14 protein-coding genes and 1 tRNA gene are annotated in these 21,172 nt (G+C 68.9%); 9 read left to right on the forward strand and 6 right to left on the reverse strand.

What is annotated here, in order from left to right; translation table 11 throughout:
* Positions 1 to 95: 95 nt before the first annotated feature.
* From VD997_15550 to VD997_15575, 6 genes are all read right to left on the reverse strand, one after another.
* The gene (locus tag VD997_15550) at positions 96 to 3,524 is read right to left on the reverse strand and encodes a hypothetical protein (protein ID HYE63407.1); all 3,429 of its coding nucleotides are present in this window, start codon (positions 3,522 to 3,524) and stop codon (positions 96 to 98) included.
* Between the two features lie 141 nt (positions 3,525 to 3,665).
* The gene (locus VD997_15555; protein ID HYE63408.1) at positions 3,666 to 5,930 is read right to left on the reverse strand and encodes a hypothetical protein; all 2,265 of its coding nucleotides are present in this window, start codon (positions 5,928 to 5,930) and stop codon (positions 3,666 to 3,668) included.
* A 103-nt stretch (positions 5,931 to 6,033) separates the two neighbouring features.
* The gene (locus VD997_15560; GenBank protein HYE63409.1) at positions 6,034 to 7,803 is read right to left on the reverse strand and encodes a S8 family serine peptidase; all 1,770 of its coding nucleotides are present in this window, start codon (positions 7,801 to 7,803) and stop codon (positions 6,034 to 6,036) included.
* 188 nt (positions 7,804 to 7,991) lie between these two features.
* Positions 7,992 to 9,293 carry a glycoside hydrolase family 57 protein gene (locus VD997_15565; GenBank protein HYE63410.1) on the reverse strand — a complete coding sequence of 434 codons (1,302 nt, stop codon included), beginning with the start codon at positions 9,291 to 9,293 and terminating at the stop codon, positions 7,992 to 7,994.
* A 131-nt stretch (positions 9,294 to 9,424) separates the two neighbouring features.
* Complete coding sequence (locus tag VD997_15570) at positions 9,425 to 10,504, reverse strand: hypothetical protein (GenBank protein ID HYE63411.1); 1,080 nt, start codon at positions 10,502 to 10,504, stop codon at positions 9,425 to 9,427.
* Between the two features lie 119 nt (positions 10,505 to 10,623).
* Complete coding sequence (locus VD997_15575; protein ID HYE63412.1) at positions 10,624 to 11,304, reverse strand: DoxX family membrane protein; 681 nt, start codon at positions 11,302 to 11,304, stop codon at positions 10,624 to 10,626.
* 203 nt (positions 11,305 to 11,507) lie between these two features.
* Between VD997_15575 and VD997_15580 the strand changes: the two genes are divergently transcribed.
* The 9 genes from VD997_15580 (at position 11,508) to VD997_15620 (ending at position 21,050) form a co-directional block, all read left to right on the forward strand.
* Positions 11,508 to 11,591: transfer RNA gene (locus tag VD997_15580), tRNA-Leu, on the forward strand.
* A gap of 648 nt (positions 11,592 to 12,239) precedes the next feature.
* Complete coding sequence (locus tag VD997_15585; protein HYE63413.1) at positions 12,240 to 12,995, forward strand: hypothetical protein; 756 nt, start codon at positions 12,240 to 12,242, stop codon at positions 12,993 to 12,995.
* 99 nt (positions 12,996 to 13,094) lie between these two features.
* The gene (locus VD997_15590) at positions 13,095 to 14,306 is read left to right on the forward strand and encodes an ABC transporter substrate-binding protein (GenBank protein HYE63414.1); all 1,212 of its coding nucleotides are present in this window, start codon (positions 13,095 to 13,097) and stop codon (positions 14,304 to 14,306) included.
* A gap of 165 nt (positions 14,307 to 14,471) precedes the next feature.
* Positions 14,472 to 15,401: a branched-chain amino acid ABC transporter permease gene (locus tag VD997_15595; protein HYE63415.1), complete on the forward strand. Its 930-nt coding sequence runs from the start codon at positions 14,472 to 14,474 to the stop codon at positions 15,399 to 15,401.
* On the forward strand, positions 15,402 to 16,757 hold the full coding sequence (locus VD997_15600) for a branched-chain amino acid ABC transporter permease (GenBank protein HYE63416.1): 1,356 nt from the start codon (positions 15,402 to 15,404) through the stop codon (positions 16,755 to 16,757).
* Positions 16,754 to 17,671, forward strand: a complete 918-nt coding sequence (locus tag VD997_15605; GenBank protein ID HYE63417.1) for an ABC transporter ATP-binding protein — start codon at positions 16,754 to 16,756, stop codon at positions 17,669 to 17,671. Before VD997_15600 ends, VD997_15605 begins: the two co-directional genes overlap by 4 nt.
* Positions 17,671 to 18,378: an ABC transporter ATP-binding protein gene (locus tag VD997_15610; protein ID HYE63418.1), complete on the forward strand. Its 708-nt coding sequence runs from the start codon at positions 17,671 to 17,673 to the stop codon at positions 18,376 to 18,378. The genes VD997_15605 and VD997_15610 overlap by 1 nt, the downstream gene beginning before the upstream one ends.
* Before the next feature lie 106 nt (positions 18,379 to 18,484).
* The gene (locus VD997_15615; GenBank protein ID HYE63419.1) at positions 18,485 to 20,464 is read left to right on the forward strand and encodes a hypothetical protein; all 1,980 of its coding nucleotides are present in this window, start codon (positions 18,485 to 18,487) and stop codon (positions 20,462 to 20,464) included.
* Between the two features lie 52 nt (positions 20,465 to 20,516).
* Complete coding sequence (locus tag VD997_15620) at positions 20,517 to 21,050, forward strand: hypothetical protein (GenBank protein HYE63420.1); 534 nt, start codon at positions 20,517 to 20,519, stop codon at positions 21,048 to 21,050.
* The last annotated feature ends 122 nt before the right edge of the window (positions 21,051 to 21,172 follow it).

Raw genomic sequence — 21,172 nt, forward strand, 5'->3', positions numbered from 1 at the left:
AAAGCCACCGAGATGTAGACATCTCGGTGGCACGGTCGGGGTGAGCACGGCCGCGAAGCGCGGCCGTATCGCTCGCTACGGTCGCGGTTCTTACCTCAGCAGGCGCCGCCGCCCAGGACGCGGAAGAAGGCTTCGATATCCTGGTCGGTGCCGATGTCGCCGTCGTGGTTGAAGTCGGCGTCGCCGCACTCCTTGCAGCAGTGGCCGCCCAGGCAGGCGAAGAAGGCCTCGATGTCAGCGTCGGTGCCGACGTCCTCGTCGCCGTTAAAGTCGGCGGAGCAGTAAACGGTGGCCTCTTCAGCGGGGTTGCCGCCGCCCATGAGCGGGGCGGGCGTGGTGATGAGGGCGGTCGTGGAGTACTCCGCTCCTGTCAGGGCGGCGCTGCCGGCGATGCCCCTGGTGGTGAGGTCGTGCTCCATGGCGAAGGAGCCCGCGGTGGCGCCGCCGGTGCTGGTGGGCGTGAAGCGGAGGAGGTCCTCGTCGGCCCCGCTCACGCCGGTCACCGCGAAGTTCCCGGTGGTCGAGAGCACCATGCCGCCCGCGGGACGCACGGCCATGGCGTCGAGGTTCTCCGCGTTGCCCGAAAGGGCGACGTCGCTGCCGTCCACGTACAGGGCGAAGGTGCCGGCGGTGTTGGCGCCGGTCGCTGTGGGGGTGAAGATGATGAGGTCCTCGCCCGCGCCCGAGACGTTGCCGCTGGCGTTGGCGGTGAAGGAGCCCGAGCAGGAGACGATCACCTGGCCGTTGCTCGCGATCTCGATGGCGTCCACGTCCTCGTTGTTGGTGGTGAGGCCGACGTCGCTGGCGTCAAAGAAGAACTGGAAGGTGCCGGAGGTGGTCGCGCCCAGCGAGGTGGGCGTGAACTTCACGATATCCGAGTCATCGAGGGTGGTGCCGCTGGGGCCGCCGGTCATGCCGGGAATGGTGGCCGCGTCGGTGAAAGAGAGCAGCAGCTCGCCTGTCGAGAGCTGGGCCAGGCCGTCGATGGTGAGGGCGGAGAGGCCCACATCGCTGCCGTCAAAGACCATGGACCAGGTGTTGGAGCCGGGGTTGTATGCGACGACGTCCTCATCGGCGACGGTGCCTACGCCGGGCACGGCGGTGCTGCCGCCGAAGGTCATAAGCACGACCTCGGCCGCGGGCGGCGGGGCGGTGGCGATGGCAACGTTGAGCGTGCCCGTGCCGGAAGCGCCGCTGCGCCCGCCGACGCGGACCGTGTAGTTGCGGCCCGCGGTGACGGGGATGGAGATCGAGGATTGGAGCCCGTTCCCGCCGGGGCAGGCGGCGTCGTCGTTGCAGGAGAGCAGGCGCGCCTCGAAGTTGTCGCAGCCGCCGTTGTCGTACACCGCGATGAAGGTGTCGAAGGTGGCCCCGCAGGTGGAGAAGGTCGCGGTGCCGGTCTGCTGCGCGGGGAGGTTGAACCAGACGTCGTTCTCGATCAGGCCGCAGGCGTGCGAAGGACCGTCGGTGAAGGAGCCGCGGGTGTCGAAGGTGGTGGCGCCGGTGCCGATGCCCGCGCGGTTGGCGCACGCATCGTTGAAGGGCACGGGCGGCAGGCCGCCGCCGGAGGCCTTGACGGTGAAGGTGCCGGTGGCGTTGTTGTAGCCGGTGACGCGGATGAGGTAGCGCTGCCCGCCTGTCATGGGCACGGTGATGGTGGAGGTGAGGCCGGTGCAGCCGGTGGTGTCGTCGTTGCACGCCAGCTGCGAGCCGCCGCACGCGGAGTAGGCCGCGAGCACGGTGTCGTACGCGGCGGTGCCGCAGGTGGTGATGGTGACGGTGGCGGAGACGTCGGGCGTGTAGGCGTACCAGACGTCGGGGCTCGTGGTGCTGCTGCCGCAGTTGCTGGTGCCATCATTGGTGCTGCCCACGGTGGTGCCGCTCATGGGGACGCCGTCGGTGAGGGTGATGGCGTTGGCGCACAGGTCGTTGGCGGGGCCGGCGGGGGCGCAGCTGGGGCCGCTGATGGTGAGCGTGCCGGCGCCCATCGCGCCGGTGTTGCTGCCAACGCGGATGAGGTACTCGCCGCCGCTGGTGACCGAGAGCGTGACCGAAGACTGCTGGCCGCAGGAATCGTCGTTGCAGGCGATCGCGCCGGGCGCGCCGGGGCAGGCGTTATAAACGCCGACGGCGGAGTCAAAGCCGCTGCCGCAGGTGGCGAAGGTGGCCGTGCCGCTGCATGGCGCGGTGTAGCGGAACCACACGTCGTTGCCCAGGGTGCCGCAGGATTCAGCGGGGCCGTCGGTTGTGGCGTGGGTGGTGAAGAAGCTGGTACTGCCGCTGCCCACGGCGGTGGCGTTGGCGCAGGCATCGTTGGCGGGGGGCGTGGGCGGGGGCGGGGTGCCGCCCGCGGGCACGGTGACGTTGGCGGTGGCGACGGTGGGGATGCCGGGCTTGAAGAGGGCGAGCGTGGCGGCGCCCGCGGCGGGGGCGCTGGGGGCCTGGTCGCAGTCGAAGCGGAAGTTGTAGATGGTGTCCCAGCGGAGGGCGTTGGCGTTCGGATTGTCCATGTGGAACTGCGTGGACCACTGGATGTGGCTGGACTGGATGTTGATGGTCCAGTCCGTGCCGCTGTAGGGCTCGCCGGAGTGGTAATCGATGTCCTTGAAGGCGGCGTTGGTCACCGTCGCGCCCTCGGGCAGCGGGATGCTGAAGGACTGGCCGCTGCGGTCGGAGTTGAGGTTCTGCACGGCGTACTCGTAGCGCCAGGTGCCGTTGCCGTTGTCGGTGACCTTGCTGGCGACGACGTAGCGCCCGTCGTTCTCGACGTCCACGTTGGTGATGGTGACGGACGGGTCGTTGTCCTGCCACGCCTGCAGCGCGGGCTTGGTGCGTTGAGTGGTGTCGGCAAGGGACATGGCGTAGTTGGGGGCCGCTGAGAAGGTCACGCGCCGGTAGGACTGGTTGTTGTTGTCGTTGCCGCGGGCGGCGTCCTCGGGCTGGATGTACGAGCTGCTCACGAAGTAGAGGGCGCCGGGCAGGGCGAGGTCGGTGTCGGCGGCGTGCAGGCGCTTGAAGAGCACGGCGTCGGTGCTGGTGCCGTTGTTGTTCCAGGGGTAGGGGAACGCGCCGGTGGCGGCATTGACTTCGCTCTTGGGCCCCAGGCCCGACTGCGTGCCGTTGAGGCTTGAGGAGTACGGGTCGGAGCAGCCGGGGAAGAGGGCATCGCAGCTGCCGCCCGGCGTGCACGTCTGGCACACGTTGCCCTGCAGGGCGCAGAAGCCGTGCTTGAGCCACGCCTGGCCGATCTGCTCGAAGCGGCCATTGTGCAGGCGGTAGAGGTTCTGGCTGATGACGGGGTGGACGTTGCCGCCGGGGCCGTTGTGGTCCTCCCACGTGAGCGGCTCGTTGCCCAGGTTGCAGGAAATGGTGCCAACTGCGTAGGCGTGGCGGCCGTTGCTGCCGCCGTAGTTGGAGACCTGGTAGAGGTCGCCGACGATGACGTCGGGGCCGTTCTGGGCGAGGGCGGGGGCGGCGCAGGCGAGGATGGCGAGCACCGCGGCGGAGGAGAGGCGGATCTTCATCGTTTGGGACCCCACGAGAGTAATGAGCCGAGGTCGGAATGGCGCGCAGCGTACCGAGGGTGTCAATGCCCCGGCCCGTACAGACGGTGTGATCGGCACAACTCGTCGAGTGGTTGAGGTCGCCGCTGCGAGTTTTGGGCTTCAGCAGGCGGCGCCCCCGAGGACGCGGAAGAAGGCCTCGATGTCGGCGTCGGTGCCGGCGTCGCCGTCATCGTTGAAGTCAGAGCCAAGGAAGAAGCAGGTGGGGCAGCAGGAGCCGCCGAGGCAGGCGAAGAACGCTTCGATGTCCTGGTCGGTGCCGAAGTCACCGTCGCCGTTGAAGTCCTGCGTGCCGCAGACGGGGCCGCAGGCGTGGTGGATGGTGGCGGTGGCGGGCGGGTAGCCCGAGAGCACGAGCAGGTCGTCGGCGCGGGGCAGGGCGTCGACGGCGGTGGTCCAGAGGGGGAAGGCGCTGGCGGGCAGGTCGGTCCAGGCCTGGCCGTCCCAGACGCGGGCGACGAGGCCGGTGAGGTCGGAGCGGCCGAAGGCGAAGAGGCGGTGGTCGTGCACGGCGAGGGTGTCGACGGTGCCGGGGAAGCCTTCGCCGAGGGACTGCCAGGTCTCGCCGTCCCAGCGGGCGATGCGGTTGAGGGGCGTGAGGCCCGAGGCGCTGAAGGAGCCCGCGGCGATGAGTTGGCCGCGGTAGAGGGCGAGGGCGTTAGCGGCCGTGTCGAAGCCGAGGCCGAGGGTCTGCCAGGATGTGCCGTCCCAGGCCTGCACGGCGCCGGGAAAGGCGCCGGCGGCGATGAGGCGGTCCTCGTGCAGCTTGAGGTCGTTGACGGGGCCGTTGAGGCCGCCGGCGAGGGGAAGCCAGTTGGCGCCGTCCCAGCGGACGATGGAGCGGCGGTCGGGCGGCGGAGAGCCGTACTGAAAGTTGCCGCTGGCGATGAGCTGGCCGTTGTAGAACGCGAGGGCGTTGACCTGCTCGTTGCCGTAGTAAGGGCCGGTGCCGAAGGCGGTCCAGGCCGAGCCGTTCCAGCGGCGGACGGGGAGGCCTGTGGTATCGCGGCTCCTGTTGACGCCGCCGATGTAGAGCTCGCCGTTGTGCACGAGGGAGCAGACGGGCGGGATGTCGATGGCGGCGCCGGGCGCGAAGGGGGCCCAGGCGTGCGGAGTGTCACCGGTGATGGTGGCGAGGCCCTGGAGGTGCACGCCGCTGCGGGCGGTGAACTGGCCGCCGACGAGGGTGGCGCCGTTGAAGGTGCAGGCCATGTTCACGGGGCCGTCGGGGCCGGCGGTGACGCCGGAGAGGTGAGCGCCGTCGTGGGCGGCGATTCCGGGGCGACTGCCGAAGACGTTGTAGTAGCCAGAGCCGAAGATGAGCTTGCCCTGGAACTCGGCGAGGCTGTAGACAGTGCCGTACCAGCCCCCGCCGAAGCACAGGCCTTCGTAATCGAGCATCTGCCAGCCGTCCGCGGCTTTGCGGGCCATGCCATTGGTCTCAAGGCCGTTGGTATTACCCCAGAAGGCGCCGCCGGCGTAGAGAACGCCGTTCACGCTTCGGAGGGCGTGGACGTCGAGGCGGTCGTAGGACCAGAAGCCGTACTCGTAGTTCCAGGCTGTGCCGTTGTGGCGGAAGATGCTGCCCGAGGCGGTGCCGGCGTAGAGGTCGCCGTTGTGCATGGCCAGGGCGCGGACGCCGTCGCCGAAGGCCGGGTCGATGGTGTCGGGGTAAAACACATGCCCGGCGGAGGAGTACGCGAAGAGGGCGCGCGATGCGCCCACGCTGCCCCCGGGCGTGATCCCATAGGTGAAGTTGGTGCCGCCGATGAGGAGTCGGTCGCTCGTCGCCTGGAGGGTGTGGACTGCGCCGGAAGATCGGAGGGCGGTAACGCTGGCCCAGGTGGTGCCGTTCAGGCGTGCCAGGTGGCGAGCGCCCAGGGAGCTGGGCACGATGCCCGTCCCGCCGGCGTAGAGCTGGTCGTTCAACACGGCGAGCGCCTTGATGGGTACGTTGTTGAGGCCCGTTCCCAGCGGCTGCCATGTGTTGCTCGCAGCGTCGTAGCGGACGACGGGCGCGGGGGTGGGCGGGGCGGCGTTGATTGAGGGCGGCGCGGCGACGAGTTCGCCGTTGTGAAATGCGAGGGCGGTCGCGTTCGCGAGGGGCGCGGGGAACGGCTGCCACTGCTGACCGTCCCAGGTCGCCATGCCCGCGGCGGCGACCGCGCCGGCCTGCGTGAAGTCACCGGAGACGACGAGCACGGGCGCTTGGGGGCCCGCGCCGTCGGGGTCCCACTGGAGCATGGCCGTGATCTTCGAGCCGTTGACGCCGGGGAGTGCGGCGGTGGTGGCGGAGATGTTGGGGGGGCACTGGGCGTGGGCGGCGCTGGTGAGGGCGAGGGCGGCGAACAGCAGGTGACGGTGCATGGTGGGGCTCCGGTCCGTCCAGCCTAACGGGGGGGAGCACCGAGATGATGACATCTCGGTGGCACGTGGGGCGACACCGGGCGGAAGCCCGGGGCCACGGCGGCTAGCAGGGGCCGCCGCCGATGACGCGGAAAAATGACTCGATGTCCTGGTCGGTGGCGGTGTCGCCGTCGTTGTTGAAGTCGGGGCTGGCGCAGGTGGGGCAGCAGTGGCCGCCGATGCAGGCGAAGAAGGCCTCGATGTCCTGGTCGGTGGCGGTGTCGCCGTCACCGTTGAAGTCGGGGTCGCAGGTGCGGAGCGGTTCGCAGGTGTCGGGGATGTTGTTGGCGTTGGCGTCGGGGGCGCCCATGGCGATGTCGATTCGGTCGGGGCGGTTGTTGGCGTTGCAGTCGGGCCCGAGGGCGAGCATGAGGGCGGCGCGGACGTCGGGCTGGGGGCCGATGTTCTGGGAGACCGGGTACGTGCCGGCCTGCTGCGGCGTGGCGGTGGCCCGGAGGAGGTCCTTGACCTGCGCGGGCGTGAGCCACTGGCCGGTGACGGCGCGGTGCACGCCCTGGAGCTGCGCGGCCGCGGCGCTGACGATGGGCGTGGCGCTGGAGGTGCCGCTGAAGGAGTTGGTGTAGCGGAGGTTCACGCCCTCGACGCTGTAGAAGTTGCCGTAGCCGATGGTGAAGACCTGCTCGCCCCAGCCCTGGAGGTCGACGGTGGCGCCGTAGTTGGAGAACTGCAGGCGCGAGCGGGCGGTGGTGGTGCCCCCGAAGCCCGCGGCCCCGGCGCCGACCATGATCGCGCCCGAGTCGTTGGCGGACTGGAAGGGGTAGTGCCCGCCGTTGCCGGTCTGGTAGATGGCGGCGTCCAGGTTCTGGTTGCCGTTCCCCGCGGCCTCGCACACGACGATGCCGTTGCCCACGGCGGTGCGGATGGCGTTGTAGCAGTCGAGGCGCCACTCCATGGGGACGTAGTTGGAGGCGGGGCCGATCATGTGCTGCTCGATGAGGATCACGCCGCCGGGGCCGGTGACGGCGGCGGCGTTGGTGATCGCCGCGGCAACGTCGTAAAGGCCGGCGATGTAGACGTGGGCGTAGTAGGGCGTGGCGTCGGGCACGGCGCCGGTGGTGCCCCACGTGCTGCTATCGGAGACGAGCACGCCCATGACGGCGGTGCCGTGGTCGTTGCTGGAGGCGCTGGGGTCGCCGCTGGTGGGCGGGCCGGCGCGGAGGAGGCGGCCGGTGAACTCGGCGTGGTTCACATTCCACTGGCGCTCGACGTCGACGACGGTGACGCCCTGGCCACGCCCGCCGGGCCAGGTGTGCAGGTCGGTGTTGTTGATGCCCATGGGAGCGGGGTTGAAGTAGCGCTGGTTGGCGGTGTAGCTGGGCGGGAGGGGGTCGTTGTTGATGCCGGTCAGGTGGGGCTCGGCGCGGCGCACGGCGGTGAAGGACTCGAGCTGCTTGCAGATGTCGGCGAGGTTCAGGCCCTTGGCCGCGTGATCGGCGGGGAGGAAGAGGTTGAACTGGTTGTTGAGATTGGCGATTGGGCGCTGCCAATACGCCTCGGCACGGGCGTGCATGTGGTCGAGCTGGTCCTCGGTGAGGTGGGCGTAGGCGCGCTCCCATCGGACGCCTTTGGCGTGGAGCTCGTCGAGGAGGTTGTGGAGGATGGCGAGGGCGCCGGTGCCGAGGTCGTCGGGGCGGCTGTTGCGGAGGCGGATGGTGAGGTCAGCGCGGAAGGTGACGGCGGCGGCGTCGGGGCGGTGGACCTGAGCGGCCGCGTCGACGGCGGGCGGAGCGTCATCCAGCAGCTGCGCGGGAGCAGTCGCGGAAAGCGCTGCAACCGTGAACGCAGGGACGAGCAGGGTTACAGGCGTGGGCATGCGAACAGCCTACCAGCCGCCATGAGCGCATCACACAAAAACTCGTCAAGCAAGTCGACGCGGAGAACGTCCATACGAGCCCGGAACGAAGTGACGGGTCTTCAGCTGACCTTGCCCACTGGGCATCATTGAGGGCCCGCTCACTTCGTTCGGGGCTCGTTACGAACGTTGCATGGCGACGCGGGTCGTCACCGCGCCATCGCCGGCGACTTCGGGCCCGTAGCGGTCAGGTTCGCCAGCCGCGTGCGGACGTTGTCCAGCACGTTCATGAAGTTGATGTAGCTGTCGTACGGCGAGTCGTAGGGGTTGAAGTACTTGTGCACGTCCCCGTCGGCGAAGTACTTGGTGCACATGTAGTAGAAGTGATCGGAGGTGGTGAGCTTGCGCCAGTCGTTAAGGAGGTGGGCGGCGTCGGTGGTGCGCTGGGGGTCGCCGCTGCGCTGGGCCTGCTCGTACGCGTGCTTGATGGGGGCCTCGAGCTTGAAGGTCTCTTCGAGGGCGTTGTTCTGCATGGCGTTGCCGCGCCAGGCGGTGAGGTCGCGCTCGGTGTCGGCCCAGGAGATGAAGTCGTGGACGTCGTACTCGCCAACGGGCTTGAACTGGTCCAGGGCCATGCTGGGGGTGATAAAGTGGTTCTGCCCGGGGGCGACGTCGAAGACCTTCTCGGGGAGGGCGGAGAGGAACTGGAAGATGCCGGTGTCGGCCCACTGGTGCTCGCCGAAGGTCTCGTAGTCCATGAAGAGGTTGCAGAGGAAGCCGTCGCCGTTGATGTGGTTGACCCACGTGGCGAACTTCTCGGCCGAGAGCGGCCACTCGGCCCAGCCGCGGTTACTGAAGCGGAAGGCGATGTCGTCGGAGAGGCGGTAGTTTTTCAGGAGCAGGCCGAAGGGCTTGTTGTCCTTGCCCACGGCCCCGCCGGGGGGCGTGTAGACGTAGTTGGGCGAGCGGTAGCCCAGGTGGCGGTCGACACCCTCGCAGATCTGGCCCTTGAAGCGCCGCTCGCCCTTCTCGTCCTGCATCTGCGAGACGTGCCAGGCGAGGTCGTTGTTGTAGATGAGCTCGGTGTTGCGGAAGACCTGCGGCGTCTGGCCGAAGAGCTGCTGGATGCGGCGGGTGTGCATCAGCACCTGCTCGTCGAACTCGCGCTTGGAGTAGAGGTAAGAAAGCGAGTGGAAGTAGGTCTCGCCCACGAACTCGCAGCAGCCGGTGGCGGCGAGGTCCTGGAAGACCTTGATGACGTCGGGCGCCCACTGCTCCAGCTGGTCCAGCACCGTCCCCGTGATCGCATAGCTGACCCGAAAGTTCCCCTTGTGCCGACGCACCAGGTCGAGGATGAGCTGGGTGGTCGGCCGGTAGCACTTGTCGGCCACCTTTCGGCAGATCTGCGCGTTCTTGGCGTCGTCGAAGTAGAAGGGGTCGTTGTCGAAGACCGAGTAGCGGCGGAGGCGGTGGGGCTGGTGGACCTGAAAGTAGAAGCAGACGCTGGTCATGGACCAAGCATAGTGGCAAAGTTGCAAAGTGGCGGAGTGTCAAAGTGGGAAGCGAAAGGAGGGTCGGGCTCAGTGGCTTTTCACTCTGCCACTTTGCCACTTGGCCACTCTGCCACTTCGCCACATCTGCCTCAGCGTCGCTGCTTCAGGTCCTCCAGCGTCAGCAGCGTGTAGCTACCCTCGCCGTCGCCGTGCACGGCCGCGATGGCGCGGAGCAGGCCCGTCGGATCCTCGTCGATGAACTGGATCGCCTTGATCACCGCCGGGCGGTCGCCGGTGTGGACGCTGACAGGGTTGAGCTCATCGAGCCGGTCCATGGTCGCCTTGCTCCCCGCGCCCCAGTCCGTGTTGCTGCCGGTGCGGCGGATGGACTTGGTGAGCAGGAAAACGAGGTCGGGCCTGAGCTCCAGCGCGGCCGTGAGACCCGCGAGCGGGTCGCTGCGGCCGCTGGGCGTGAGCGACGCGAGCCACGTGGACGCCTGAATCTTGGCGTCGTCCGTCGCGGGGGTGAGCGACGTGCTGCGGTTGTACGAGAACAGCGTTGCCCGCGGCGCGTCCTCGTCCTCGGGGTTCTCACGCATCACCACGACCTGGAAGGACTGCGACGCGTCCAGCCGACCGATGGAGCGTGAGAGCTCCTCGAGCACCAGCTTCAGGCTGCTGGTCATGGCGCCCGAGGCGTCCACCACGTAGACGACCTTCTTGGCACGGGTGCCCTGCACGCCCGCGAAGGTGACCGGCTGCGGCTGCGCCGGCGCGGGCTGCGGGACCACGATGGGCGCGGTGGCGCGGGGGAGCGTCGGCACGCCGGGCGCGGCGGGCTGCGGCGCGGGCAGAGGGTCGATCGGCGCGGGCTCGCTGGGTTCGGCGAGGACGTCGGTGCTGGTGGGCGCGGGGGGCGGCTCGGGCTCAGGCTCTGGTTCCGGCTCGGGCTGCGGCTCGGGCTCCGGTTGCGGCGGCGGGGCCATCGGCGGGGGCGGCGCGGGCGGAGCCGGCGGTGGCGGCTCGGCGGCCAGTGTCAGCACCGTCGCGGTCTCGACCGGCCCCTCGGTCACACGTCCCTGGCGGGGCTGGCGCCCGATCTGGAAGAGCACCACCGTCGCCACGATCGTCAGGTGCACCAGCACCGACACGGCGATCGGCAGCACCAGCGCCGACCGCGGCAGCGTGCTGATGGGGGCCTTGCGGAACTGTTCCCAGGTCAGGGCCACGCTGAACCATACCCCATGCCGCCCCCGTCGATCTGATCAAATCAAGAGCTCACGCAGAGGCGCAGAGGCGCAGAGGAAGCCAGTTCCGAGTGCGTTCTTTGCGCCTCTGCGTGAGATGCTTATTCCTCCGCCGGCGCCGCCGGCTTGGGCTTGGAGGGCTTCTTGCCGCGCCCGAAGAGGGCGTTGTCCAGGCCCAGGGCGCCGCAGCCGAGGAAAACGAGGGCCCACGCGGCCAGGCACAGCGTGAACTGGAACTGGACCATCATGAAGTTGCCCCCCAGCAGCGGCTCGGTGTCAGGCAGGAAGCCCAGGTGCGTCTTGCCGCTGGCGATTGCCGGGCCGATCACGGTCAGCCACATCGCGGTCATCATGGTGGTGGCGATTCCGAAGGCCGCCAGGCGGGTGAGGCCACCGATCAGCAGCAGGGCCCCGCCCACGAGCTCGGTAAACGTGCACGCGTACGCGGCCCACACCGGCCAGCGGTCCTGCGTCAGGGCCTTGGGCCACAGCGTGATCTGCTGCTCACCCTGCGGCTGCTCGAGTTTCCGCAGGTGCAGGGCGAGGGTGTAGGCGAGCGAGACCTCGAGCTTGTCCGAGGACGCCGCGGCGGGCGTGCCGGTGACGCCGTCAACGGTCGCGGTCTTAGGAGTGACGCCCATCTCCTTGAGCAGGGTGACGTCCTTGCCGGTGACCTCGGTGGTAGCGAGGACCTTGGTCAGGCCCGCCCAGATAAAGACCACGGCGAGGGCGGTGCGGAGGATGAGGGGGCCGAGGGAGGCGCTGGTGCACTTGCAGGCCATGGGGGGTCCTGAGGGGTGGGTGGGTGAGCGGGTGGGGGGGTGAGGAGTGGAGGAGTGGAGGAGTGGAGGAGTGGAGGAGTGGAGGAGTGGTCAGGTCACGGGACCATCCTGTTTCGGAAAGGTGGTGGACCGGTGGTGATAAAAGGCAGGGGAGCCGCCGCGGAGCGGCTGGCCACCCAGGATGGGTTAAGATGTGGATCGCCGCGGGCGTGGCGGAACTGGCAGACGCGCGGGATTTAGGTTCCCGTGGCCGCAAGGCTTTGCAGGTTCGATTCCTGTCGCCCGCATTGGGGGAGGTTGAACGCGAAGGCCGCGAAGGGGGAGCGAAGGCGCGAAGAGCGAAAGGGGACGGGGTGCGCAGAACTTGCCTGCTGTGGGCCGTTCCACAGCGGGTGTGGGGCGTCCCACAACGATTGTGGGACGGTGCACAACGGCAGTTGGGCCTTGAGAAACGATTTCTCGGCCATGAACAAGAGCAGTTGGGGCATGAACAAGAGCAGTTGGGGCATGAACAAGGGCAGTTGGGGCATGAACAAGGCCAGTTGGGGCATGCACAGGAGCTGTTGAGCCTCGAGAAATGATTGTTCAAGACCCCGAGACCCACCAAACGGGCAAGTTCTGCGCCGTCCGCCCCCCTCTCGCGGTTTCCCGGCCCCCCTTCGCGTGTTCGGGCTCCCCCTTCGCGCCCTTCGCGTTCAATCCGGCCCCCAAAAACGCCACGACCGCCAGGGGTGGCGGCGGTCGCAGCGGGGTTTCCCCAGAATGGAGACTGTTGGCGGCGTTCTCACGCGGCCATCCATAAGGATGCGGGCGGGGGGCGGGTCCGTCGCGGGCGGGTGCGATTTCTTGCGGTGATCGGGGCACCACTTGGGGTTGCCTTGGGGATCGGGTCTGGTAGGCTGGCCCCCTCGGCGAGGGGATCGAGGAGAGAGAACATGAGCATGCGTGCGTGTGTCGTTGGTGCCCTGGTCGCGGGCGCGTTCCCTGTGGTCGCCCTGGGGCAGTTTGCGCCCACGGGGCAGGAGCGCTCCACGGTCGCGAGCGCGGTCCTGGGGAACGGGGCCGAGGGGTTCGATGGGTCGAGCGCGCCGGGGATGGGGCCGTGGAGCCACACGGCTGCGGCCAGCCGTTCGGAAGTCAATGGCGGCGGGGCCGAGGGCAGCGCCGGGCACAACACCACGGTGTCGTCGAGCCTGATCTCGGGGTCGCTGACGGCCTCGACGCTGGTGCGGACGGGCAGCACGTTCATCACGGGTGAGGCGCAGGGGCACAGCAGCTTCCTGGCCCTGTTCAGCGTGGCGGCGCCGACGCCGGTGTCATTTACCGGCGGCGGGTCGGTGGTGCTCAACGGGCTCAACCCCGACGGCGAGCCCTCGGACCTGTACGGGCGGGCGCGGGTGCAGCTGATCAACGCCGACACCGACGAGCCGGTGGCGGGCTTCCTGATCTTCCCGGGGCCGGGCAGCGACGGGTTCACGTTCAGCGGCACGCTGCCGGCGGGCAACTACGCCCTGATGGCCAACGCGTTCAGCTACGCGTTCAGCGCTGACCTGCTGGGCCCCCCGGCGCGGTCCGGCGGCGGGGAGACGAGCGTGAACTTCGCCCTGACGGTGGTGCCGACGCCCTCGGCGGCGGCCCTGCTGGGTCTCGCGGGGGTGGTGGGAGTCGCCGGGGGGCGGCGTCGCCGGTGAAGTCACTGGTGGCGGTGCACCCCTGAGATCGGGTACCCTGTGAACGCGCGGCCCCGGCGGGACTGCCCCCGGGGCCGCGGTCTTTCTATGGAGTTGCCCATGAAGCGTGCGGCGAGCGTGGCGAAGGTGCTTGGTCTGGCGGCCCTGATGGGTCTGGCGGGCGTGGTGGGGTGCAAGGACAAGTCCGGGACAGGCGGCGGCACGGCTGGAGGGGGCAACGCCGGGGGTAGTGGGAACAAGTCCGGCGAGGTGCTGATCGGGCACTTCGGGTCACTGACGGGGTCCGAGGCGACCTTCGGGCAGTCGACGGACAACGGGATCAAGCTGGCGATCGAGGAAGTGAACGCCGCGGGCGGCGTGGACATCGGCGGCACCAAGCGCAAGGTGCGGCTGGTGAGCGAGGACACCGAGGGCAAGCCGGAGAAGGCGGGGCCCGTGGTGACCAAGCTGATCACCAAGGATGAGGTGGTGGCGGTGCTGGGGGAGGTGGCGAGCAGCGTGTCGCTGGCGGGTGCGCCGATCTGCCAGCAGTACGGCGTGCCGATGATCACGCCGAGCTCGACCAACCCGGACGTGACCAAGAAGGGCGACATGATCTTCCGGGTGTGCTTCATCGACCCGTTCCAGGGGCTGGCGTGCGCGAAGTTCGCGCGCAACGACCTCAAGGCGAACAAGGTGGCGGTGCTGTTCGATCAGGCGTCGGCGTACTCGGTGGGGCTGAAGGACGAGTTCGCCAAGGCGTTCAAGGCCGCGGGCGGCGAGGTGGTGAGCGAGCAGGCGTACACCAAGGGGGCGAGCGACTTCAACGCGCAGCTGGCGCGGATCCGGGAGAGCAGCCCGGACGTGATCTTCGTGCCGGGGTACTACACCGACGTGGCGAACGTGGCGATCCAGGCCCGCAAGCTGGGGATGACGATGCCGCTGCTGGGCGGGGACGGCTGGGACAGCGAGAACCTGGCGAAGAACGCGGGGCAGGCGATCGAGGGCAGCTTCTACAGCAACCACTACGCCCCCGACCAGCCCACGCCCGAGATCCAGGAGTTCGTGACCAAGTACAAGAGCAAGTTCGGCGGCACGCCGGACGGGCTCGCGGCCCTGGGGTACGACGCGGCCCGGCTGCTGTTCCAGGCGATGGACCAGGCCGATAGCGTGGACGGCAGCAAGCTGCGCGACGCGATCGCCTCAACCAAGGGGTTCAAGGGCGTGACGGGCGTGATCTCGATCAACGCCGAGCGTGATGCGGTGAAGCCCGCGGTGATCGTGGAGATGAAGGGCGGGGTGCCGGTGTGGCGGGCGACGGTCGAACCGTAAAGGGCAAAGGGCAAATAGCAAAGGGCAAAGGGCAAAGGGCAAATTCGGATGGGGAGTTCCGGGGTAACCGGCGCGCTCTCTCCGGATTTGCCCTTTGAACATTTGCCCTTTGACGATTTCCGGGCCGCTTTCGGCCCGGCGTCTTTTCGCTAGAATCCGCCCCCCGTGGATCAACTGCTCCAGACTTTGAAGGACGGCGTCTCCCTCGGCAGCCTGTACGCGCTGATTGCGCTGGGCTACACGATGGTGTACGGCATCCTCAAGTTCATCAACTTCGCGCACAGCGACGTGGTGGTGCTGGGTGCGTGGCTGTCGCTGGTGATCGCGACCAAGCTCGAGCCGATGGTGAGTGGCGCGGATGGAACGCCGTGGTGGCTGGGCGGGGTGGTGCTGGTGCTGGCGATGGCGGCGTGCGGGGCGATCGGGTTCACGATCGAGCGGCTGGCGTACAAACCTTTGCGTAACGCGCCGCGCCTGAACGTGCTGATCACGGCCATCGGTGTGTCGCTGTTCCTGCAGAACCTGGGGCAGCTGCCGCAGGTTTTCGGGACGAGCCCGCGGGCGTTCCCGCGCCTGATCGAGGACTCCGCGCTGGTGTCGATCGGGAATGTGAATATTAACGTGCTGGACGTGGTGGGCGTGGGCACGGCCGTGGCGCTGATGTTCGGCTTGGACTGGCTGATCTTCCACACCAAGTTCGGGCGGGCGATGCGGGCGGTGAGCTTCGACGTGCGGAACGCGGCGTTGATGGGGATCCCGGTGAACCGCGTCATCAGCATTACGTTCGTGGCGGGGGCGATGCTGGCCGCGGCGGGTGGGTTTATCTGGGCGCTCAAGTACGCGAACATCAAGCAGACGGCGGACACGAGCTGGACGCTGCTGGGGCTGAAGGCGTTCGTGGCGGCGGTGGTGGGGGGGATCGGGAATATCCGCGGCGCGATGCTGGGGGGGCTGGCGATCGGGCTCCTGGAGAACTTCGGGAGCGCGTACCTGTCGTCGAGCATGACGGACGTGTACGTGTTTGCGCTCTTGATCCTGGTGCTGCTGGTGCGCCCGGGCGGGATTCTGGGAGTGGCCGCGGTGGAGAAGGTGTGAGTGAGCACGCTGAGCGCCCAGGCTGATGCCTTGAGACCCTCCGCGGCGGCGAGCGCGGCGAAGGGGCTGTGGCCGTACGTGGCGGCGGTGGGGGTGGCGCTGCTGGTGCAGGCGGTGCTGAAGCCGGCGCTGGGGGCGTACGACGCGATCCTGATGCTGAACGTGGGGATCGCGGTGATCCTGGCCGTGTCGCTGAACATCGTGAACGGGTTCACGGGGCAGTTCAGCATCGGGCACGCGGGGTTCCTGGCGGTGGGCGGGTACGTGTCGGGGGCGGTGACGTACTACGGGTCGATGCTGGCGTGGGGGAACGCGGATGCGCGCGGCGGTGTGCTGAGCGGGATGCCGCGGAGCATCGAGGGGCTGCCGCTGCTGACAGGCGCGGAGCTGATGTTCTTCGCGGCGGTGGTGGTGGGTGGGCTGGCGGCGGGGCTGGTGGGGTTCCTGGTGGGGCTGCCGAGTTTGAGATTGAAGGGCGACTACCTCGCGATCGTGACGCTGGGGTTCGGCGAGATCGTGCGGGTGATGATCCAGAACACGCAGCCGGTGATCAAGACGGCCGCGGCGGTGCGGGAGGCGCCGTTCTATCTGCTGCCGGTGTCGGTGGGGCAGAGCCTGGGGTTCGGGGACATCCCCAAGTACAACAGCTTGTTCTGGGTGTACCTGGTCGTGTGCGTGACGCTGATCGTGGCGTTCCGGCTGAAGACGAGCACGTTCGGGCGGGCGTTTCTGTCGATCCGCGAGAACGAGATCGCTGCGGAGGCGATGGGCGTCAACACGACACGGTTCAAGGTGTGGGCGTTCGTGATCGCGGCGTTCTTCGCGGGGATGGCGGGCGGGCTGTACGCGCACACGCTGGGCGTGTCGCTGTCCCCGGTGGACGCGGGGTTCCAGAAGAGCTTCGACATCATCATCATGGTGGTGCTGGGTGGGCTGGGGTCGATCTCGGGGGCGACGCTGGCGGCGGTGATCGTGACGCTGCTGCCGGAGTACCTGCGCGGGTTCATCGTGGAGCTGGGGACGGTGCTGTGGGTGGTGGGCGCGGTGATGGCGGTGTCGAGCGTGGCGAAGCTCGGGTACCTCAAGAAGAACGCGCGGCCGCTGCCGGGGCGGACGATCGGCGTGGCGGTGGTGGGGGGGCTGCTGGTAGTTGCGGGGTTGGGAGGCCCGGCGGTGCTGCCTAAGAGCATCGGGTCGGAGGTCAACCTGGGTGACTTCCGGATGATCATCTACGCGCTGATGCTGATCCTGATGATGATCTTCCGGCCGCAGGGGCTGTTCGGCGTGCACGAGGTGTGGGAGCGGTCAACGTGGGGGTGGCTGACGCGCCGGTTCGGGAAGCGGGGTGGCGCGTGACTGCTGCGAGCGCGGCTGCCAATGCGATCCTGAGCGCATCGGGCGTGAGCAAGAGCTTCGGCGGCTTGAAGGCCGTGCAGAACTTCGCGCTGGCGATCCCTGAGGGGGGACTGCACGGGCTGATCGGGCCCAACGGCGCGGGCAAGACGACGGTGTTCAACCTGCTGACAGGGGTGTACAAGCCCGACACGGGGACGGTGCGGCTGGGGGGGCAGGAGATTCAGGGGCTGCGGCCGTTCCGGATCGCGGAAGCGGGGATGGCGCGGACCTTCCAGAACATCCGCCTGTTCGGCGAGCTGAGCGTGCTGGAGAACGTGAAGCTGGCGAGCCACGTGCGCGTGCGGCACTCGATGTTCGGGGCGGTGCTGCGGTCGCCCTTGCACGTGGGCGAGGAGCGGGCGATTACGCAGCGCTCGATGGAGTTGCTCAAGGTGTTCGCGCTGGAGGGGCGGGCGGAGGAGCAGGCGCGGAACCTGCCGTACGGGGACCAGCGGAAGCTGGAGATCGCCAGGGCGCTGGCGACCAACCCCAAGGTGCTGCTGCTGGACGAGCCCGCGGCCGGGATGAACACGCGCGAGAAGGCCGACCTGCGGGGGCTGATCCGGCAGGTGCGCGAGCAGTTCAAGGTGACCATCCTGCTGATCGAGCACGACATGGGACTGGTGATGGACGTGTGCGAGCGGATCACGGTGCTGGACTATGGCGTGGTGATCGCGGAGGGGACGCCGGCGGAGGTGCAGGTGAACCCGAAGGTGATCCAGGCGTACCTGGGCTCGACGGAGGAGGAGGCGGCGGAGGAGGCGCGGAAGGAGCGCGAGCACGCAGGGGTGGTGCACACGCCGCGGAGCGCGGGGCCGGTGACGGAGGCGATGTCGCCGCGGAAGACGGCGGAGCAGCAGGGGAGGGGTGAGTAATGCTCGCGGTGAAGGACCTGCGGGTGAACTACGGGGCGATCCGGGCGCTGCACGGGGTGACGCTGCGGGTGGAGCGTGGCGAGATCGTGACGCTGATCGGCTGCAACGGGGCGGGCAAGAGCACGACGCTGCGGGCGATCTCGGGGCTGGTGAAGCCGTCGGGCGGCGAGGTGGAGTACGAAGGGCGGTCCCTTGCGCGCCTGGCGCCGCACGAGATCGTCCGGCTGGGGATCGCGCAGTCGCCCGAGGGGCGCGGCATCTTCGCGAACATGACGGTGGAGGAGAACCTGGAGCTGGGGGCGTTCGCGCGGAAGGACACGGCCAACATCGCCAAGGACCGTGAGCACGCGCTGTCGCTGTTCCCCCGTCTCAAGGAGCGGTACAAGCAGAGCGCGGGGACGCTCAGCGGTGGCGAGCAGCAGATGCTCGCGATGGCGCGGGCGCTGCTCGCCCGCCCCAAGCTGCTGCTGCTGGACGAGCCGAGCCTGGGGCTGGCGCCGCAGGTGGTGCAGACGATCTTCCGGATCATCCGCGAGATCAACAAGGAAGGCACGACGATCCTGCTGGTGGAGCAGAACGCCAACCAGGCGCTGAAGGTGGCCCACCGGGCGTACGTGCTGGAGGTGGGGAAGATCGCGATGGAGGGCAAGGCGGCGGAGCTGGCGGCGAGCGACGCGGTGCGGAAGGCGTACCTGGGGCACGCGTGAGATATCGCGGCAAGGGGGCACGATCATGACCGTCAGAGCACGGTCATGATCGTGGCACGTGATGATCGTGGCACGCGATGGTGACAGGCCGGTACACTGTGCCCCCATGACACCGACTTCTGCCGTGCCGTTCGTGTTCGCGTCGCTGCCGCGTTCGATGCCGCAGGGGTATGGGGCGGCGCCGCTGACGGAGGCGGAGCAGCAGGCGCGGGTGCGGCTGTGCGCGGTCGTCAAGAGCGGGGCGAAGGCGGGGGAGAGCCCGCTGGTGACGCTGCGGGACACGCTGGATGCCCGGGTGTACCTCGGGTGCCTGTGCGATAGCGCGGGGATCGTGCACGAGTGGCTGGAGCTGTGGGTGCAGGACACGGCCGGGCTAGCCAGCGCGCTCCCCGGGTACCGGCAGGCGCTGAGCAACGCGCAGCTGGACCACCGGTGGGCGGTGCGGGCCGAGGGGTTCGCCAAGGTCGAGGGGGCGGGGGTGATCGCGACGGGCTGGGAGACGGAGAACCCTGCGCCGATGTTCGTGGATGTGAAGCGGCTGGCGCCGGTCGCAGCGAAGGATCGGCGCGCGGGGGCGTCGTGGCAGCTGTGCCGTGATGAGGGGCTGCTGACCCGCAAGGGCGTGCCGGCGTACGGCGCGACGCTGTCGCGACACCTGTACCAGCCTGAGTTGGGGGAGGAGACGCCGCTGCTGCCGCTGGATGTGGTGGGGGCGGATGTGTCAGCGATGGGCGTGGGTGCGACGGGTGAGGTCGCGGCGGTGAACGGGGGCGGGGGAAGGATGATAGTGCGGCCGTACGCGCCGCTGGCGTACGAGCAGTTCATCGATGCCCTGACGGGCGTCGAGGGCGAGTCCGGCGCGGCGGACAAGCTGCTGAAGCTCATCGCGGAGAGTGCCATCGGAGGCCCGGCGGGGGCGGTGGGCGGGATGGGGAAGGTGGGGGGGTGGCTGAACCTGTCGGCGGCGGGGACGCCGGCGCGGGTGGTGGAGGCGCTGCACCTGAAGCTGATGGTGCTGGCCGGGGCGGCGGCAGCGGTGCGGTCGACGCTGGCGGGGACGCAGATGCCTCTGCTGAACCTGACGGGGCAGAGTTTCAGGGTGCGGCTCTCGCCGGGGGCGGGAGCGCTGCCTTTGTGGTGGACGGCGCGGGTCGAGCTGAGCGAGCCGGGGGAGGGCGTCGAGCTGCCCATCGAGGGGACGCAGGCGAAGTACTTCCTGGCGGCGAGCGGTCAGCGGATGAGCGTGTACACGCCCGAGGCGGTGGGGCGCACCGCGAGCGGCAAGGGGTGGCTGCGGCTGCGGAACGTGATCAGCGAGAGCAACGGCGTGATCCTGGAGGGGACGCTCTCGACGCAGGACCGGCTCGCGCCTGGGAAGAACGACCTGGTGTGGCTGCGGTTCGCGGTGGGGAACACGCGGGTAGACCTGTACGCGACGGTCGATGGGCGCGAGGCGATGGCGGGCGGGGAGCTGAAGGTGCGGACGGTGCCGCACGCCCTGAGCGAGGATGTGACGGCACGCCTGAAGAGCGCGATGGGCGTGCCCATCCAGGATGTGGCGTTCGAGCTGGTCCCGATGATGAGCTCGCCGTGCGACCTGTACGCGGTGGGGGTGCTGGGGGCGCGGACGCTGCTGACTGGGCCGGGGCGCGCGCTGCCGGCGGTGCTGGATGATCTGTTCAGCCTGGCTGCCGAGGCGGCGAAGCTGGCGGAGACGGGCGAGGACCTGCCGGGGCGGCTGATGCGGGTCTTTGAGAGCGACAAGAAGTGGGCGGCGGCGCTGGGGCCGCAGCGGGTTCTGGCCGGGGTGAGCGACGCGGACGAAGCATTCCTGGCGGTGCCGCCGCGCCTGTGGTTTGGGACGCTGGCGGCGGTGATCCGGATGTTCACGGGGCTGAGCGCCGACAGCCGGTGCAAGGACCTGGGCGATGCGCCGGTGGGCGGTATCCACAGGGTCTTTGACGGTGTTCTGGACGACCTGTACGCTCTGCTGACGAGCTGCCGCAGCCTGATCGTGTCGGACCCCGGGCTGAGCGCGGACATCCGCGAGGTGGTCAAGGGGTGCATCGCGGCGGCGAAGCGGTAAGTGCGGCGGAGCGGTAAGGGTTCGTGTTCCTCGATTCGAAGGAAGTCTGACCATGTCGAAGCTGAGCGTGTGGGCGGTGTTGGTGGCGGTGGTGATGATGAGCTTCACCCTGGGCGGGTGCTCGACGCCGACGCTGAAGGTGGCGAACGTGACCTTCACCCCCGAGCAGAGCCTGCGGGACCCCAACGGCAAGCTGCCGCTGGTGGAGGTGGCGGTGATCGGCGTGAGCGAGAACGACGCGCGGGAGTGGAACGAGTACAAGGTTGACTCGTTCTTCGCGGGGAACGACCCCCGGCGTGCGGCGGCCAAGCCCTTCACCAAGGACCTGGTGTTCACCAACGACGACGCGGCGGCGAAGACCATCGCGGCCAACGACCCGATCTGGCAGGTGTGGAAGGAGCGGGGGGCGACCCGCCTGTTCATCTTCGCCAACAGCAAGAACCTCCGCTCGGGGGAGGGCGGGCTGGAGCTGCGGCGGAAGGAGCTGCCCTTCACGAGCGACCGCTGGAAGACCAACCAGATCGATATCGCCGTGACGAGCGGGGGCATCGACGTGCGGACAAAGATGGAGCCGCTGAAGAAGTGACGCCCAGGGGCGCGTGCCCCCGGAGCAGGGTTGGGGCGGTTTTGGGGCGGTGGCCCCGACGCGTGTATTCTGTGGACCCCGTTGCGGCACCGGGCTCTATCGCCCGGTGCCGTTGTTTGGAA

The sequence above is a fragment of the Phycisphaerales bacterium genome (assembly GCA_035627955.1).
Lineage (GTDB): Bacteria > Planctomycetota > Phycisphaerae > Phycisphaerales > UBA1924 > JAEYTB01.